The sequence below is a fragment of the Acidobacteriota bacterium genome (assembly GCA_035529075.1).
Lineage (GTDB): Bacteria > Zixibacteria > MSB-5A5 > GN15 > FEB-12 > DATKXK01.
On the sequence record DATKXK010000010.1, the window covers coordinates 90,970 to 107,455 of the forward strand.

Here is a 16,486-nt window from a genome sequence, read left to right on the forward strand (position 1 = left end):
GTCCTGAACATCGGGTGCGGTATGCTGGCCAGTTTCGAACATGAGATTGAAATGGGTCTCGACGAATTTCGAATGATCCGTGATTTTATCCATGAAAAGAGCGGCATCTACTTCGCGGAAAACAAAATGCACGTGGTTAAAAACCGGCTGGCCAAGAGAATGGCGGAACTCGACCTCAAGGCCGTTCGCGATTATTTCTATCGCGTCAAGTATGACGCGTCGCTTTGCGAGTTCAACCGGCTCATGGATCTCGTTACGACCAACGAAACGAGCTTCTTCCGCAATCGACCGCAGCTGCTGTCATTCTCCACGGAAATCATTCCCAGCATCCTCAAGCACAAGCAGGACAGGGGAGCCCCGCGCCGGATCAAGGTATGGTCGGCCGGTTGCTCCACGGGTGAAGAGCCTTACACTCTGGCGATTCTTCTCAAGGAGTGCTCTGAGCACCTGGACGAGTGGTCTCTGGAGATCATTGCCAACGACATATCGCAGAGAGTGCTGCGAAAGGCCCGGCTGGCTGAATATGCGGGCCCGACCCTGCACGACATTCCCAGTGACGCGCTCGGCCGTTATTTCACGCCTGCGGACGGGTCATATCGAGTCAGGCCCGAAATCAAGACGCTGGTCAAGTTCTCCCACATGAATCTCAACGACCCGAGAATGATCAGCCTGATCAGTGGCGTAGACGTCGTGTTCTGCCGTAACGTGATGGCTTATTTTTCTCATGAGGCCAAGAAACGCCTGGTCCGTGCCTTTTACAACGCGCTCCGCCCGGGGGGGTACCTCTATGTCGGCCACGCGGAGTCACTGCACGGCATCTCCAAGGCGTTCAAACTGGCCTACTTCAGAAACGCGCTGGTTTACCTCAAGGAGGCGGCCGCCGCGCCCGGCCGTGCCGCCCCCGTGCCGGCCCGCGAACTCCAGCCGGCCCGGGCCACCGTCGGCCTCGGCGGCGCCGAGCCCTGGGCCGCGGCGGGAGTCCTGAGTCCGCCGGCCGGGGTCAAACACGAGCCGGTGAACGGCGTGTCGGTGACTGGGGAATAAAGGTGGATTCCATGAGTCGCACAATCCTCGTTGTCGATGACTCTCCGACGGTGGTGAAATTCGTGTCCTTCTCACTGAAGACCCGCGGCTACCGGGTTGTGACGGCGCGGGACGGGATGGACGCCATCGAGAAACTGTCCGCCCTGACCGACGGCGTCGATCTTATCATCACCGACCTGAACATGCCCAACCTGGACGGCTACACGTTTATTGAAGCCGTCCGTCGGAACAAGGAACATCAGGACATCCCCATTATCATACTGTCGTCGGAAGAGGGTCAGGCCGACCGCAGCCGCGGACTCTCGGTCGGCGCAAATTCGTATCTGGTCAAACCGTTTGAGTCCGAAAGGCTTCTTAACGAAGTATCAAGGTACTTGAAATGAAAGCACACCACCAAGCGGCACCGCGCAGGTATAAAAGGAGGCACCGTGTCTAATCTTAAGATTCTGGCGGTCGATGATAGCCCGACCATGCGGCGAATCATTGTCAACACGCTTAAGAAGGCAGGTTACCCCGACGTGACGGAAGCAACCGACGGCAAGGACGCACTGGCAAAACTCAAGGTCGACAAATTCAACTTCGTCATCACCGATTGGAACATGCCGGAGATGGACGGCATAGCGCTCGTCACTACCTTGCGCGCAACGGAGGAATTCAGAGATCTGCCGGTCCTCATGGTCACCACCAGATCGGTCAAAGAGGACATCATGGAGGCCATGAAAGCAGGCGTCAACAATTACATTGTCAAACCCTTCACGCCTGATACCCTCAAACAGAAAATCGAGCAGATTCTCACCGGCTTATGAAGGTGACTGAGGAAGGACGCTATGCCTGATACGGATACGACAAAGAACAAGATTCAGAAAGATGTCGCCGAGCTCTCGGCCTCTATCTTCAGGTTGGCGGACAATCTCGAGAGGCTTCGCCGCCCTCTCCTGGAGTCGCGCTACGGGGTCCCGGAAGCGGCCAACCAGCTGGGTGAAATCAGCCGTCAGACTGAGGCCGCGGCTCACCGGATGCTGGACAAGGTGGAAAAGATCACGCAGCGTGAGGAGCAGACCATCAGCGACCTGGGTGCCGTAACGGACCTTCTCCTCCAGGAGAAAACGGACGAGATTGTCAGGCGGGTTCGTGGCGCCGTGCAACGGGCCGACGCTAACCTCAACGATGCGTACGCTATCCTTGAAGCCTTGCAGTTTCAGGACGTTACCAGCCAGCAGATGAGCCAGGCGGCAAATGAACTCGGGGAGATCGAAACGAAACTTCGAGACATTCTTGCGGCTCTTGATTCCGGCGGCGGCGAGGCGCCCGGTTCTCTGCAGCGAGTTGAGGCGACTTCAGCACAAGAGGCCGGCTCCGCCCAACACGGTTCGAGCATGGAGCAAAAGGACATCGACAATCTGTTTGCGCAGCCCGAACGTAATCGGTAACAGCCCCTCGTGATCCGATCAAACGGCGCCCATCGACCGGATCGCCAGCCAGACAGCCCGCTATTTTAAGCCAAGTTTTTGTTGAAAACCTCGCCTGGGGTCTCTACTATCCCGCCATCGGAGGAATGGGATACTTGATGACGGAAGAGCAGAACAGCGGGTTGGCGACGTCGGCCGGAACGGTTGACGAGATGGCCAGATTCACCGAGTCCTACGCGTCTTTCAATCGCATTATCAACAACTTACAGCGGCAGTATATCGAACTCAAGGAGGAGTTCTCGGCCCAGAACGAGCGGCTGGTGGAGACCAATCGCAAGCTCGTGGCCATGACCGCCCGCAATCTCGAGGCAACGGAATTTCTCAACCGGATACTGGGTTCGATTTCCGCCGGTGTCATAGCCGTCGACCAGGGCGGGCGCATCACTCATTTTAATTCAGCGGCCTCGGTCATGCTCGGCATACCGATCGACAAGCCGCGGGGAGAGCATTACCGGGACGTCATCCCGCCCGGGGATCCGATTGACGCCAACGCCTTGCGCGCCGCGGAATCCGGCCGGCCGGTCGACTCCGTGGAAAAGCGCACGAACCTTCCCGACGGAACCGCCCTTCACCTCTCGGTCTCTACCGCCATTCTCTGTGATGATGAGGGCAAGCCCAACGGTGCGGTCGAAGTTTTCCACGACCTGACCAAAGTAAAGAAGATGGAGGCGGAGATTGCCCGGCTGAACACGCTGGCGGCGCTGGGGGAAATGGCGGCCACCATCGCGCACCAAGTGCGTAATCCCCTGGCCGGCATCGGGGGGTTTGCGGCGCTTCTGAAGCGTGACATGGAATCGGATGACCCGAGGCAGAAGACGGTCGACAAGATCGTTCGCGGTGTGGAGAATCTTAACAGCACGGTCAGCGCGCTGCTGGGCTACACGCGGACCGAGGAGGTCAGGAGGGACGAGGTTGACTACGGCGACTTTCTCAAGACTGTGATCAGGCAGTACCGTCACGAGAACGCCGAGATGGTTCCGGGGATGTTCATCCGCCTGATGATTCCGGACTCCCCGCCGGCGGTCTCGGTCGGGTTAATGATCGACCGGCAGTTGTGCCGTCAGCTCTTCTGCAACCTCCTGACGAACGCCGTTGAGGCCTGCCGGGGCAAAGGGAACATCACGATCTCCTATCGTAAACTTCCGCGGCAGGCCGCTGCCCGCTGGTACGGTGAGAAGGTGCTCCTGGGGCTCGAAGAGACACTGGTTGAGACGGTCGTTGCCGATAGCGGCTCGGGCATCAAGCCCGAGGCGCTGGAATCGGTGTTTTCTCCGTTCTTCACGACCAAGCAGGACGGCAACGGTCTCGGGCTTGCCGTCGCCTGGAAGATCATCAAGGCGCACGGGGGCGACATCATTGCGGAGAACATTCCCGGCGGGGGAGCCAGGTTTACGCTGCTGTTCCCCGCCAAGGTCGATACTGTGACCGCGGATAAGGAACGCGCGAACGAATAAGCATGGAGCGTCTCTGATGAAGTACTCGGTTCTGATCGTTGATGACGACAGCCTGGTAAACGAGTTCCTTGTGGAAACCCTGCAGCGGGCCGACTACGAAACCGAAGCGGTTCTTTCCGGCGAGGAAGGGCTGGAAAGGTTCCGGGCGCGCCATTTCGACATCGTTCTGACCGATCTGAAGATGGACCAGATGGACGGTATCGCCCTGCTTGACAACATCAAGCAGCTGGTGCCGCAGACGGTAGTGGTTATCATGACCGCTTACGGCACGGTTGAGACGGCCGTAACGGCCATTAAGAAAGGCGCCTACGACTTTCTGCTCAAGCCGGTTCTGCCGGAGACGCTGGAGCTGATGCTGTACCGTATTTCCGAAACGCTCGATCTCCGAGCCGAAAACGCCCTGCTCCGCAAGGACCTTGCGCACAAGTTTCAGAACATTGTCGGCAAATCGAAGCTGATGACGGAGATATTCGATCTTGTGGAAACCGTGGCCGATGCCCGGACGACCGTCCTGCTGACGGGCGCATCCGGTACCGGCAAGGAACTCGTCGCCCGCGCCATACATTATTCCTCCAACCGGCGCGAACGCCCGTTTGTCAAACTCAATTGCGCCGCCCTGCCCGAGAACCTCGTGGAGGCGGAACTGTTCGGCTACGAGAAGGGCGCGTTTACGGACGCCAAGAAAACCAATCGAGGTCGGTTTGAACTGGCCGACGGCGGCACTCTCCTGCTCGACGAGATCTCCGAGATGCCCCTTAACCTTCAATCCAAGCTGTTGCGGGTCATCCAGGAACGGGAGTTTGAGCGCGTCGGCTCCGCGACGACCATTTCGGTTGACGTTCGGCTTATCGCCACCACCAACCGGAATCTCAGGGAGTACATCGCGGAAGCAAGATTTCGTGAGGACCTGTACTACCGGTTGAACGTCATTCCCATATACCTTCCGCCGCTCAGGGATCGCAAAGAGGATATCCCCGTTCTGGTGGAGCACTTTATCGACAAGTACAACCGCGAGAACGACAAGGGCATCACGGGGCTCAACCGCATGGCGCTTCGCCTTCTGATGAAGTACGATTGGCCCGGCAACGTCCGTGAGCTCGAGAACCTTTTGGAGCGGGCCGTGGTGACCACCCGCGGTGAGTACCTGACGGAGGATGATTTTCCCCCCGAGCTGGCCATTGGAAGGGTCGATGCCGGCGTACCGGGCCTCAGCGTTCCCATGAAGCTCGAGGAGGGGAGCAGGTATCTGATTCTCAAGACTCTCGAAAAGTATAACGGGAACAAGACGAAGGCAGCCGAGGCGCTCGGCATCACTACGCGTACTATCCGCAACAAGCTGGCCGAGTACCAGGTCAAGGAAAAGACTACCGACGCACCCCTAGTCGGGTGAAATCCTTTGGTCGACGGGCCTGCGCCGCTTATTAATCAGCCCCCATCTGCCGATACTACATAACTAACAGGGCAGTTGCCCTGCTGTATGAACCTGTAATTACCGGTAGTGCAGGCTGATTCATGGACCTTGCCACCATACTCGGCATAGCTCTGGCCGTTGCAGCCATCCTGGGTGGTTACACTCTTGAGGGCGGCCATATCGATGCCTTGTTCCTGATTGCGCCGATCATAATCGTCGTTGGCGGAACGCTCGGCGCGACCATGGTAACCACTTCTTTCAGCACCGTTCTTCAGGTTCCGCGCTACCTGCGCCTGGCCACCTTCGGCCAGGCCAGTTCGGTGGCCGGCGGTATCGAGGCGATTGTCAAGATGGCCGAGAAAGCCCGGCGGGAAGGCATTCTTGGCCTGGAACCGGATCTTGTAAGGATATCCGATCCCTTCTTCAGGAAAGCCGTGCAGCTGCTTATAGACGGCACGGAAGTCACCGTCCTGAGGGAGATTCTGGAGACGGAGATTGCCTGCAAAGAGGAGCGCCATAAGCGCGGCATCAGTTTTTTCCAGAAGGCCGGCGGTTTTTCGCCTACCCTCGGAATCCTCGGGACCGTTCTGGGGCTGGTTCACGCACTGGGCAGTACTTCTGACGCCACGAAGATGGCCACTGCCATTGCGGCTGCTTTTATTGCCACCCTGTGGGGAGTCGGACTGGCCAATCTCCTTTTCCTTCCCCTCTCCGACAAACTCCGGCTCCGCCACGAGGAGGAGATGACCTACCTGGAACTGATCACGGAAGGCATCGTCGCCATCCAGTCCGGGGACAACCCCCGCGGTATTCGGATCCGACTGCAGTCTTTCGTGGCCCCCCAGCACCGTCAGCAGGAGGGGTAACGGATGCCTCGACGACGCCGGAAACTCACTGACAGCGAAAACCTTGATCGCTGGCTCCTGACCTACGCAGACCTGATCACGCTGCTGCTGGCGTTTTTCATCGTGATGTATTCCATGTCCCAGGTCGATGCCAAGCGGTTCGGCAAGGTGGCCGAAGCTCTCCACGGCGTGCTAAAGGGGGGAGACTTTGTGATAAAGCGTGACGGCGCCAGCCGCAAGACGGGCCACGGTCTGCTGGAACTGGGCAATCTCCAGATGATTCAACGGCAAGTTGAGGAACGGTTCAAAGGAGTGGGCAAACAGGACGTCATTGAAACCGAGATTACCGAGCGCGGCCTGGTCGTGCACATCGTCGAATCGGCTCTTTTCAACGAAGGAGTCGCCGACCTGGAGCCGAGAGCCGTGGACGTGCTGGACATAATCGGCAACCAGGTACGCGGCCTGCCGAATCACATCCGGATTGAGGGTCACACCGATGATCGTCCGATCTCCACTACCGTCTATCCATCGAACTGGGAGCTTTCCTCGGCCCGGGCCACCGAGGTGGTGCGGTATCTTCTGGACGGCCAGTCGATTTCTCCGGATCGCATTTCGGCCCTGGGGTACGGCGAATACCGTCCCGTGCGGCGCAATAATTCCATTGAAAACCGGGCCGCCAACCGGCGGGTCGACATCGTAATCCTGACCATGGAGCTCACCCTCAAGGAGCCGACCTCACAACTGTACTGGGTAACCCGTCAGCAGTAATGTCTTCCCCGACGGGGGGAAATACTTTCCCGTTGTGGCCGGTGCAAGGTCCCTCAAGGCGACCGCCGGCGCGTCCCAACTCCTTGTCAAACAATAAGAAACAATCCCCTGGGCACACTTTGGCACTTCCCTTGCATTGATGATTGCTGTAAAAGTGTAAGCGGACCTGACAGTATGGCCAATATGCTCTCAAAACTGGTCTTTGACCGGATCGGGGTTCCTGCCAATCGGAAGTTCCTCGATCTGGCCGCTTTGCGCCACCGATTCATTAGCGGCAACGTGGCCAATGCGTCCACCCCGGGATACAAGGCGCGCGACATTGATTTCAAAACCGAGTTCGCCAGGATGACCTCGCGCACCAGTCACATCGCTGGTTACCGCACCGACCAGCGACACATTCCCCTCGGCAGTCATCAGGCGCGCCAGCCGGAGGTGCAGACGGAACCGATAGCCCGGGGCGATATGAATTCGGTGGATATCGACCGGGAGGTGTCAAACATGGCCCAGAACGAGTTGCTGTTCACCGTCGGGGCGCGTCTCCTGCAGAAGAAGTTTGAGGGCTTGCGCAAGGCGATCACGAGCAAGTGAGGTATCACGTATGGGCGGTATTCTGAATGCCATCGAAATTTCTTCGCGGGGCCTTTCGGTTCAGCGAGGTAAGATGAACGTCGTGGCGGAAAACATGGCCAATGCCGAGACGACGGAAACGGTCGAAGGAGGGCCGTATCGGCGCAAGCGCGTGGTCGTGACCGAGGAAAAACCACGGCCGGAGTTCAGGACCTTTCTGAAGCAGGCCGACGGCCATCTGGTCAGGACGCATGGGGCCCATCGCAAGGGATACGGCGCGCCGGCCGCGCGCAAAGAACAGCCGTCAACTGTCCGCATGAAAGAGGTTGCCGACCCGGAAAGCAGCTACAAGCTGATCAATGACCCGACTCATCCCGACGCCGACGAACAGGGCTACGTGAGGATGCCGGATATCGACATCATCGAAGAAATGGTTGATATGATGGCCGCTACGCGGGGCTACGAAGCAAACACGGTGGCCATCGGTGCGGCCAAGAAGATGGCCAGGAATGCGCTCGATATTTAACGAAAGCGAGGAGTGCTGATGAAGATTAACGCCGTAGCGATTCAGTCGTATCAACAGTTGAACCGGCAGAGCCGCCCTGACTCGGTTCCTGCCGAGAAGGCGGCCGGCAGGGCCGCCGAGAAGACCGTGACGATTGAACCGCAGGATGAAACGCAATCGTCAAAACTGGCCGTCAAGGCTCGCGGCGGCAGTTATGCCAAGTTTCTCACTGATGAAGAGCGACAGGCGCTGGATCTGCTGTTCAGCCGCTTTCGGGACACCGGCCGGTTCGGTGCGTCTTACCGCGCCGAAACTGATGCCGATGAGGGCAGTCCGGTAGGCCGCCTGATCGACGTAAAGGTGTGAGCATGTCCGGTACCGTTCTAAATACAGGCAGGCTCGTTCCCGGCCTTGTCGAACGCGTCGCGAGCGCGCCGGCAACGCCGTCACGCAACGTCGATGATGGCGCCGGCCGGTTTACCGACCTGTTTGCCGAACTCGTGAACTCGGTGAACGATGCCCAGCACGCGGCCGCCCAGACCCAGCAGGCGTTCCTGGCGGGTGAACCCGTGGAACTCCACGAGGTCATGATAAAGGCCGAGGAAGCCGGGCTGACCATGGATCTGCTTCTGGAAATCCGTAACAAACTGATGAGCGCATACTCGGATATTATGCGCATGCCGATGTAGTACGTTCCGGGTCGAAGTGGTTGGCTATGGAAAGCCGACCCGACTACTAAATAGGATTTGCCATGGACCAATTCAAAGCACTCTTCAAGAATGTAGCGGCCACAGTCGGGCGTATGACCCCGGCTCAGGTCATTATGCTCTTCGGCCTGGCGGCGGCCACCGTTGTCGGTACCGTCTTCGCCGTCGGCTGGATCACGAGCGTGCGGTACGCCCGCTTGTATTCCAACCTTGACCAGGGCGACGCGGGCGAGGTCATTGCCCGCCTTGAAGACCAGAAGATCAACTACCGGCTGAGCGACAACGGCACCACGGTCGAAATCCCGGCCGGTCAGGTTTACAAAACGAGGATTTCTCTTGCCTCGGATGGCCTGCCGAGGGGCGGCAGCGTCGGTTACTCGATCTTCGACCAGAGCAACCTCGGCATGACCGATTTCCTGCAGAACCTGAACTTCCGCCGGGCGCTGGAGGGGGAACTGACGCGTACGATCGTGCAGTTGCGCGAGGTCCAGGCGGCGCGCGTACACATAGTCATGCCCAAAGAACGCCTGTTCAAGGAAGATCGCAAAGAGGCAACCGCTTCGGTTCTCCTCAAGCTGACCGGCGCGGGCACCCTGTCCAAGCATCAGATCAACGGCATTGCACACCTGGTTGCATCGTCGGTAGAGGGGCTCAAACCGCCTAATATCGCCATCCTGGATTACGACGGCAACCTGCTCTCGTCGGCGCAGGACGCCGACCCCGTGGCCGGGCTGTCCAGTTCGCAGCTCGAGGTGCGGAAAAACGTCGAGCAGTACCTGGAGGAAAAAGCGCAGACGATGCTTGACGGTGTGCTGGGCACCGGCAAATCCGTGGTGCGGGTCACGGCCGACCTGAATTTCCAGCAGCTCGAGCGGACCAGCGAGACTTACGATCCCAATGCTCCGTCAATCCGCAGCGAGGAGAGAACCAAGAGCACCAACACGACCAGCGACAAGGCAGAGGAACTCAACGAAAGCTCCGGCGAAGAAAACACGGAGTACACCATCACAAATTACGAACTGAATAAGACGGTTGAGCACATTATCAACGCCATTGGTGGTATCGAGCGGCTCTCGGTGGCGGTTACGGTCGACGGTACGTACGACGAAGTCCAGAACGAGAACGGCAACAAGGAGCTGATCTACCAGCCCCGGCCGCAGGAGGAGATTGACAGGTTGTCGGCGATTGTCCGGAACGCAGTCGGGTTTGACCAGCAGCGTAACGATCAACTGGAGGTCATCAACATTTCTTTTGACCGTCGAAACCTCCAGGAGGATCGAGAAATGCTGGATACGATGTACCGCCGCGAATTTTACATGGATGTCGCCCGCAAAGTTGGCCTGGTTCTGCTGGTCCTGTTCGCTTTCCTCCTCTTTAGAAGGAAGTCAAAAGCGCTCTTTGCGGCCCTGGGTAGACTGGCTGCGCCCGTGGGGTCGGTGGATGCTCTCCCGATCGAACTGTCGGCCCCCGCGCGACCTGAGCCGGAGGTGGCGGCGATTCGACCGGACATGCGCAAGCCTCGCCTGACTGACCAGATGAAGGCCACGGCCAAGGAACGTCCCGAAGAGATAGCCAAGGTTATTAAGACGATGATGATCGAGTAGGCCGGATATGGATTACGAACAGATGACCTCACAGCAACGAGCGGCCGTAGCGCTCGTATCGTTCGGCGCCGAGGTTTCGGCGCTGGTGCTTAAAGGATTGAGCGAATCAGAGTTGGAAAAGATCACGATTGAGATCGCCAACCTCCGCGACGTTCCGCCGCAGATCGAAGCCAAGGTCATGGAGGAATGTCACGACATCTTCATGGCGCGCCAGTACATCTCCCAGGGAGGTGTGGATTTCGCCTCTCAGGTCCTGGAATCGGCTCTTGGCCCCGCGAAAGCCCGGGAGATTCTGCACCGGCTGGAATCGTCATTCCAGGCGCGAGGGTTCTCACTTCTGAAGGATATCGACCCCAAGCAGCTTTCAGGGTTCTTTCAGAACGAACACCCCCAGACCACGGCGCTGATTCTCACCCAGTTGCATCCAAACCAGGCGGCCGCCGTGCTCTCGGAGCTTTCCCCTGAACTGCAGGCCGAGGTTTCACTTCGAATAGCCACCATGGAGAAAATCTCGCCCGAGACGCTCAAGGAAATCGAGGCCACCCTGTCCGGACACTTCGGGTCAGAGGCCAGTCGCGACCTGTCCGTCTCCGGCGGCGCCAAGACCATCGCCGAGATACTGAACCTCATCGACTCCACGGCCGAGAAGAACATCCTCCAGTCGCTGGAGGCAGATGACCCGGAGCTGGCCGCCGAGGTCAAGAACATGATGTTCGTGTTTGACGACATCGTCCTGCTTGATGACCGCTCAATCCAGCGTCTTCTCAAGGAGGTCGAGACCAAAGAGCTGTCCCTGGCTCTCAAGGCCGCCGGGGAAGAGGTCAAGCACAAGATTTTCAGCAACGTCTCGGAGCGCGTCGCCACCATGATCAAGGAAGAAATGGAGTTCATGGGGCCGACCAGGCTTTCCGACGTTGAGGCCGCCCAGGGGCGCATTGTCGAAGCCGTCCGGCGGCTCGAGGAGGAGGGCCAGATTATCATCGCCGGCCGCGGCGGCAAAGAGGATATCATTGTCTAAGATCATCCGATACTCCACCGAGGCTCCGACCGTATACGTCGGCGAACGACACGAGGAGACCGTCCTGGAAATCCGGGCGGAGGAAACACTGACCGAGTTCTTTCCCATCGTGTCTTTCGTTACCTCTCCCAATGGAGCGAAGCTGATCCCGATTCAGGAAGTCCACAAGCTCAAGCAGGTCCTTGACGCCGAAAGGGACAAGGCTTACAGCGCCGGGTTCGAAAAGGGCCAAGCCGAAGGGCTGGCCGAGGGGCAGCGTGACGCCCGCCAGGTGCTCAGGCAGTTCGAGCAGGCCCTGCAGGACGCCATCGGCCAGCGCGAATCGCTCCTGGCCGAGGCCAGGCAGAAGGTCCTGGAGCTCGTCATACAGGTGGCCAGAAAAGTCACTCTCGATGCCATCAGCGTGGATCCCGAGATAACCGCCACGCTGATCTCCCGGGTGATCGACCGGCTGGTTGACCGCTCGAGGTTAAAGATCAAGGTGCACCCCGACTTCCTTCCGATCGTAGAGCAGCAGACCGACCGATTCCTGGCGGGATCGACGTCCATCAAGGATCTTACATTCGAGCCCGACCCGCGAGTCCGGCTGGGCGGCTGTTTTATAGAAACTCCGACCGGGGACATAGACGCTCGGTTGGAATCACAGTTCGAGGTTGTCCAGGAGGCCATACGCGGCGATGGGGACGAGTCGTGAGTTACGTCTCGTGGGACATGTATGCCGACCGCATCAGCCGCGCTTCCACCGTTCGGCAATTCGGCAAGGTGACACAGGTGGTAGGGCTGGTCATCGAATCAGCCGGGCCGGCCGTTTCCGTCGGTCGTCTCTGTCACATCGAAAACCGGGACGACGGCTCGCGTGTCCGGGCGGAGGTGGTCGGATTTCGCGACGACAGAACGCTTCTGATGCCCCTGGGCAGCACGGCGGGCATCACGCCGGGGGCTATTGTCACATCCACGGGGGAGCAGTTGCGGGTACCGGTAGGCCCGGGGCTTATCGGCCGCATCGTCGGCGGTCTGGGCGAACCGTTAGACGGCAAAGGACCGGTGACGTGCAGTGCCTCGCGATCCGTGTCCGCCCGACCCATTCCGGTTCTGCGCCGGAGACGCATCACCGAGTCCATTCGAACCGGCATCAAGTCCGTGGACCTCACGGCAGCAATCGGGAAAGGTCAGCGCATGGGCATTTTTGCCGGCTCCGGCATCGGCAAGTCGATCATGCTCGGCATGATCGCGAGGGGCTCCTCGGCCGATGTGAACGTGATTGCCCTTGTCGGCGAACGGGGCCGGGAGGTCCGCGAGTTCATCGAGCAGGACCTCGGCCCGGAGGGTCTGAAGCGATCCGTGGTGGTGGCTGTCAGTTCCGATCAGCCGGCGCTCATCCGTATCAAGGGCGCCATGGTTGCCACGACGATTGCCGAGTATTTCCGCGACCAGGGCAAGGACGTTATGTTGTTGATGGATTCCATAACGCGGATCGCCATAGCCCAGCGCGAGGTCGGCCTGGCCGTCGGCGAGCCGCCGGCCACACGCGGTTACACGCCTTCCGTGTTCGCCATGCTTCCCTCGCTGCTGGAACGAGCCGGTAACACCGAAGAAGGATCGATTACCGGCCTGTACGCGGTTCTCGTCGAAGGGGACGACTTCAACGAACCGATATCCGATGCCGTGCGGTCGACTCTCGACGGGCACGTGGCCCTGTCGCGACGGCTGGCCGCCCTCAACCAGTATCCGGCGGTCGACATCCTCGACTCGATCAGCCGCCTGATGAAGGACGTGTGCACGGCGCAGGAACTGGACCTGGCCGCCCGCGCCCGGGCGCTCGTGGCGACGTACAGGGAGGCTGAGGACCTGATTAACGTCGGCGCTTACGTCAAGGGTTCGAACGAGAAAATAGACCGGGCTATCGAGAAAATCGACGACGTAAACCAGTTCTTCCGCCAGGATATATCCGAACTGTGCGATCACGAGGCCGCCGTTGCCGAGCTTGCACAGATCCTGGATTCCTGAGGGCTCGGATCATGAAGAGGTTCAAGTACCGTCTTCAACCCCTGCTCAACGTCAAATCGCACCTCGAAAAACAGCGACAGAAGGAACACGCCCGGGCAAGCGAGAAGGTCATGCATCAGAAGGATCTCCTGGCCGGGATATATGCCGAGCGTGATGCCACCGCCGAGACTCAGAAAGCCCGGATGATCGGCCGGATATCGATCTCCGGACTGCTCGTCTGCTCACGGTATCTGCTGAAGCTCAGGCGCGATACGCTGGCCGGAATCGAACTGTTGCGCGGACTGGAAAAGGCGGCCGAAGAGAGACGCCTGGCCCTGGTCAAAGCCTCGAAAGAACGGAGAATCTACGAGAAGCTTCGCGAACGCCAGCGGGCGAAGTACTTCAAGGAACTGGCTCGACAGGAGAGAAACGAAAGCGACGAAATAGCGGGCAATACCTTCCGCCTTCACAGCGGCAAATCGTCCGGGTCTCGCGGGGGGCGTGAAGTCGCGGCGGGCAAGACGCCGGCCACGTCTTCGGAATCTACTTCATAAGAACCATCTTCCGGCTGGTCGTGTAGGCGTCGGTGACCAGGCGGTAAAAGTACACGCCGGAAGCAAGCGGCTGACCGGAATCCGAATGAGCGTCGAATTCTACTTCGTGAACTCCCGCCGCCATCTGCCGGTCTACCAGCCGTCGCACTCTCCGGCCAAGCACGTTGAACACGTCTATCCGCACGCGGTTGGAGGTCGGCAGGCTGAACTGAATCAGCGTAGTGGGGTTGAACGGATTCGGATAATTCTGGGCCAGCGCATACTGTGACGGCAGGGGGTGGTCATCAACAGCGTCGTCCACGTCGGTCGGCAGACGGATCTCAACGTATCCCGCCGTGAACAGGGGGGTAAAGGTGATATCGCCGGCCGCCGGCGTGCGCGTCACGGTGGTGTGCACGACACCGGCAAAGGCCGTGGTGTCTATCTTTATGATAGTGTCCGGGGCCAGCGGGTCGATGGTGAAGTAGAGGCTGGCAATGATCCCGCTGCCGGCCGGAAGAGGGTCGGCCTCGTAGAACGAGAGACGCAGTATCAATTCGGAGGACTCGTTCTGATTCTGAACCGGCTGGCTGTTGCTGTACGGCGGCAACGGCCGGGTCTGCTGAAACGACACGGAGTCGTACTGCAGGTAGGGAGATCCGTAGTCCAGGGCCACCGTGACGTTCGCAACATCGTCTTCGTTGAAGAAGTTGACGTCGAGTGCAATCGTCTGTCCTCGCTCGCCGGCCGTGTCGGTTATCCAGACGCTGTCAAAGGCCACCGGGGCTTCGCGGATAATGAGGCGGCCCGGCACGAACTGAGGTACGAAAGCGTCGAACGCATCGTCGGTAAACGAAGTGCCCCGGGTGATGGAGCCTTCAATAATCGTCGTTGAGTCGATTAGGACGACCTGCGGTGATATGCTCGACGGATACGACAGGAAGAGATGCCCGAGCAACCCGGTCGCCGGTGGGATACCGTCAAAGGCATATACGGAGATCGCGGTTGAATCTCTGTTGAAACTGGCGCCCCTGAAATCTGAATCTTCAAGCCGGCCGCCCAGAAACGAGAACGAGTCAATAGCGACCTGCGGGGAGTTGGGCTTCAGCGTGATCTCGACTCCCGACAGCAATTCATCGTTCAGGAAACGAATCGGCACGACGCCTATTCCCGACGTATATGCCACCGCGGAGTCGACCCAGACGGTGTCTGGCAGGTTGGGGTCCGTCCCCTGGGTCCAGGCGGTAGAAGTCATCGTCAGCGAGCCGATTAAGACGAGCAACCATATCCGAATTGTTCTGTTCATATCCACGATCCTGTTCTCCGATGCCACTCAAAGAGCAAAATCTGTGCTTTCTCAGCCGTCAGTGTCAAGAATCAGGCGGGCCTTCGGAGATTCGCCGGTGCTGACTGTAAGTAGTTGCAAGACCGCAAGCTTGATCGACCTCAATATATGGAGGCGGGCCGATATCGGCAAACGCTTTTTGGCCGGCGAGCCGCCGGTATGCAAGATGCTTCCTAAATCCTCCGCGCCCAACGCCTCCCGGCGGTCCTGTCGTTACACGCGTCAGGTCCCGTTCGGGCAAGGACGCTGTTGTGCAAAAACATCCGAGGATGCCGACGGGTTCCGCGCCGTGCATGATCCGGCCCGAGATGGCCGGAGAAAACATTTCTCTCAAGCCAAAGAAAAACATTCCTGATCCAACCGGCCGGGGCCCTGTGTCAGGGTGGCGAGACCAGTGTAATCTGTTGACGGGTCATTGGTTACGCGCCTCCATGACAGCTTGGCACGGACCCTGCTATGACAGGATTGGAGGATTCTATGGTTAAAGGTATGTACACCTCTGCATCGGCTATGCTACCGCGCGTCCGCAAGCAGGAAATGCTGGCCAATAACATCGCCAACACCGGCACCGCCGGTTTCAAGAAAGACCGGATGTTCACCAAGGAACTCTCGCGTGCCGCGCAACGGCAACTGCCCAGAAAAACAGACTGGCAGAAGCCTATGGTGGACCGGGTCTACATCGATTACGCGCCGGGCGTCTTCGACAAAACGGGCAACCCGCTCGACCTGGCCATTGACGGTGACGGTTTCTTCACCCTTCAGGCTCCGGACGGCGGCACGGTTCTGACGCGCTCAGGGGCCTTCCAGGTGGACGCCGACGGCTTTCTTGTGTTTCCCGGCGGATATCTTGTGACCGGCGAGGGAGGGCCGATTGAAGTCGGCGACGGCAAAGTGTCGATCAGCCAGACCGGTGAGGTGGAGGTCGACGGGTTTGCGGTAGGCCGCATCGTGCCCAAATCGGTCTCGGACGTGAGCAAACTCGAACGGCTTGGCGATTCGCTTTTCGGCGTGCCGGCCGACGAGTCGCTTCTCCCGGCCATAAGCGCCAGCATCCAGCAGGGGTATCTCGAAACGTCCAACGTTGACGTCGTCCATGAAATGGTAGAGATGTTGATCTCCTACCGCACGTACGAAGCCAACGCCAAGGCGCTGCAATCGCAGGACGAAAGCCTGGACCACCTGTTTAACAGGGTGGCGGGGGATTAAGTAGAGCGAAAACGAAGTGGACAC

Annotated in this window: 19 protein-coding genes; 18 read left to right on the forward strand and 1 reads right to left on the reverse strand. The window is 59.0% G+C overall.

Going from position 1 to position 16,486, the window contains the following annotated elements:
• Positions 1–21: 21 nt before the first annotated feature.
• The 17 genes from VMY05_03615 to fliJ all read left to right on the forward strand — a co-directional run bounded on the left by VMY05_03615 (position 22) and on the right by fliJ (position 13,932).
• Positions 22–1,044: a protein-glutamate O-methyltransferase CheR gene (locus VMY05_03615; GenBank protein HUV30166.1), complete on the forward strand. Its 1,023-nt coding sequence runs from the start codon at positions 22–24 to the stop codon at positions 1,042–1,044.
• Between the two features lie 11 nt (positions 1,045–1,055).
• Positions 1,056–1,427, forward strand: coding sequence for a response regulator (locus VMY05_03620; GenBank protein ID HUV30167.1), 372 nt, complete (start codon positions 1,056–1,058; stop codon positions 1,425–1,427).
• A gap of 45 nt (positions 1,428–1,472) precedes the next feature.
• The gene (locus tag VMY05_03625) at positions 1,473–1,850 is read left to right on the forward strand and encodes a response regulator (protein ID HUV30168.1); all 378 of its coding nucleotides are present in this window, start codon (positions 1,473–1,475) and stop codon (positions 1,848–1,850) included.
• Positions 1,851–1,871: 21 nt separating this feature from the next.
• On the forward strand, positions 1,872–2,474 hold the full coding sequence (locus VMY05_03630; GenBank protein HUV30169.1) for a hypothetical protein: 603 nt from the start codon (positions 1,872–1,874) through the stop codon (positions 2,472–2,474).
• A gap of 137 nt (positions 2,475–2,611) precedes the next feature.
• Positions 2,612–3,967 carry an ATP-binding protein gene (locus tag VMY05_03635; protein ID HUV30170.1) on the forward strand — a complete coding sequence of 452 codons (1,356 nt, stop codon included), beginning with the start codon at positions 2,612–2,614 and terminating at the stop codon, positions 3,965–3,967.
• 16 nt (positions 3,968–3,983) lie between these two features.
• Positions 3,984–5,357, forward strand: coding sequence for a sigma-54 dependent transcriptional regulator (locus VMY05_03640; protein HUV30171.1), 1,374 nt, complete (start codon positions 3,984–3,986; stop codon positions 5,355–5,357).
• A 122-nt stretch (positions 5,358–5,479) separates the two neighbouring features.
• Entirely contained in the window at positions 5,480–6,244 is a 765-nt protein-coding gene (locus VMY05_03645) for a flagellar motor protein (protein HUV30172.1), read from the forward strand.
• Positions 6,245–6,247: 3 nt separating this feature from the next.
• On the forward strand, positions 6,248–6,991 hold the full coding sequence (locus VMY05_03650) for a flagellar motor protein MotB (GenBank protein HUV30173.1): 744 nt from the start codon (positions 6,248–6,250) through the stop codon (positions 6,989–6,991).
• A gap of 183 nt (positions 6,992–7,174) precedes the next feature.
• On the forward strand, positions 7,175–7,579 hold the full coding sequence (gene flgB, locus VMY05_03655) for a flagellar basal body rod protein FlgB (protein ID HUV30174.1): 405 nt from the start codon (positions 7,175–7,177) through the stop codon (positions 7,577–7,579).
• Positions 7,580–7,589: 10 nt separating this feature from the next.
• A complete protein-coding gene (gene flgC / locus VMY05_03660) occupies positions 7,590–8,084 on the forward strand; it encodes a flagellar basal body rod protein FlgC (protein ID HUV30175.1) in 495 nt (164 codons plus the stop codon).
• 18 nt (positions 8,085–8,102) lie between these two features.
• Positions 8,103–8,429 carry a hypothetical protein gene (locus tag VMY05_03665; protein ID HUV30176.1) on the forward strand — a complete coding sequence of 109 codons (327 nt, stop codon included), beginning with the start codon at positions 8,103–8,105 and terminating at the stop codon, positions 8,427–8,429.
• A 2-nt stretch (positions 8,430–8,431) separates the two neighbouring features.
• On the forward strand, positions 8,432–8,752 hold the full coding sequence (gene fliE, locus VMY05_03670) for a flagellar hook-basal body complex protein FliE (GenBank protein HUV30177.1): 321 nt from the start codon (positions 8,432–8,434) through the stop codon (positions 8,750–8,752).
• Between the two features lie 62 nt (positions 8,753–8,814).
• Complete coding sequence (gene fliF / locus VMY05_03675) at positions 8,815–10,374, forward strand: flagellar basal-body MS-ring/collar protein FliF (GenBank protein HUV30178.1); 1,560 nt, start codon at positions 8,815–8,817, stop codon at positions 10,372–10,374.
• 7 nt (positions 10,375–10,381) lie between these two features.
• Positions 10,382–11,392 (forward strand): flagellar motor switch protein FliG, encoded by a 1,011-nt coding sequence (fliG, locus tag VMY05_03680; GenBank protein ID HUV30179.1) that lies wholly within the window; start codon positions 10,382–10,384, stop codon positions 11,390–11,392.
• Complete coding sequence (locus VMY05_03685) at positions 11,385–12,086, forward strand: FliH/SctL family protein (protein HUV30180.1); 702 nt, start codon at positions 11,385–11,387, stop codon at positions 12,084–12,086. The genes fliG and VMY05_03685 overlap by 8 nt, the downstream gene beginning before the upstream one ends.
• Positions 12,087–12,103: 17 nt before the next feature.
• Positions 12,104–13,399: a FliI/YscN family ATPase gene (locus tag VMY05_03690; GenBank protein ID HUV30181.1), complete on the forward strand. Its 1,296-nt coding sequence runs from the start codon at positions 12,104–12,106 to the stop codon at positions 13,397–13,399.
• 11 nt (positions 13,400–13,410) lie between these two features.
• A complete protein-coding gene (fliJ, locus tag VMY05_03695) occupies positions 13,411–13,932 on the forward strand; it encodes a flagellar export protein FliJ (protein HUV30182.1) in 522 nt (173 codons plus the stop codon).
• On the opposite strand, the gene VMY05_03700 is transcribed toward fliJ, so the two are convergent.
• Complete coding sequence (locus VMY05_03700; GenBank protein HUV30183.1) at positions 13,922–15,217, reverse strand: T9SS type A sorting domain-containing protein; 1,296 nt, start codon at positions 15,215–15,217, stop codon at positions 13,922–13,924. The two genes, fliJ and VMY05_03700, sit on opposite strands and share 11 nt — an antisense overlap.
• Positions 15,218–15,733: 516 nt before the next feature.
• Between VMY05_03700 and VMY05_03705 the strand changes: the two genes are divergently transcribed.
• Entirely contained in the window at positions 15,734–16,462 is a 729-nt protein-coding gene (locus VMY05_03705; protein HUV30184.1) for a flagellar hook-basal body protein, read from the forward strand.
• Positions 16,463–16,486 lie beyond the last annotated feature (24 nt).

Coding starts and splice junctions, on each gene's coding strand:
- VMY05_03615 (HUV30166.1), top strand. CDS start 22: ATGCTGGCCAGTTTCGAACATGAGATTGAAATGGGTCTCGACGAATTT.
- VMY05_03620 (HUV30167.1), top strand. CDS start 1,056: ATGAGTCGCACAATCCTCGTTGTCGATGACTCTCCGACGGTGGTGAAA.
- VMY05_03630 (HUV30169.1), top strand. CDS start 1,872: ATGCCTGATACGGATACGACAAAGAACAAGATTCAGAAAGATGTCGCC.
- VMY05_03635 (HUV30170.1), top strand. CDS start 2,612: ATGACGGAAGAGCAGAACAGCGGGTTGGCGACGTCGGCCGGAACGGTT.
- VMY05_03640 (HUV30171.1), top strand. CDS start 3,984: ATGAAGTACTCGGTTCTGATCGTTGATGACGACAGCCTGGTAAACGAG.
- VMY05_03645 (HUV30172.1), top strand. CDS start 5,480: ATGGACCTTGCCACCATACTCGGCATAGCTCTGGCCGTTGCAGCCATC.
- VMY05_03650 (HUV30173.1), top strand. CDS start 6,248: ATGCCTCGACGACGCCGGAAACTCACTGACAGCGAAAACCTTGATCGC.
- flgB (HUV30174.1), top strand. CDS start 7,175: ATGCTCTCAAAACTGGTCTTTGACCGGATCGGGGTTCCTGCCAATCGG.
- flgC (HUV30175.1), top strand. CDS start 7,590: ATGGGCGGTATTCTGAATGCCATCGAAATTTCTTCGCGGGGCCTTTCG.
- VMY05_03665 (HUV30176.1), top strand. CDS start 8,103: ATGAAGATTAACGCCGTAGCGATTCAGTCGTATCAACAGTTGAACCGG.
- fliE (HUV30177.1), top strand. CDS start 8,432: ATGTCCGGTACCGTTCTAAATACAGGCAGGCTCGTTCCCGGCCTTGTC.
- fliF (HUV30178.1), top strand. CDS start 8,815: ATGGACCAATTCAAAGCACTCTTCAAGAATGTAGCGGCCACAGTCGGG.
- fliG (HUV30179.1), top strand. CDS start 10,382: ATGGATTACGAACAGATGACCTCACAGCAACGAGCGGCCGTAGCGCTC.
- VMY05_03690 (HUV30181.1), top strand. CDS start 12,104: ATGTATGCCGACCGCATCAGCCGCGCTTCCACCGTTCGGCAATTCGGC.
- fliJ (HUV30182.1), top strand. CDS start 13,411: ATGAAGAGGTTCAAGTACCGTCTTCAACCCCTGCTCAACGTCAAATCG.
- VMY05_03700 (HUV30183.1), bottom strand. CDS start 15,217: ATGAACAGAACAATTCGGATATGGTTGCTCGTCTTAATCGGCTCGCTG.
- VMY05_03705 (HUV30184.1), top strand. CDS start 15,734: ATGGTTAAAGGTATGTACACCTCTGCATCGGCTATGCTACCGCGCGTC.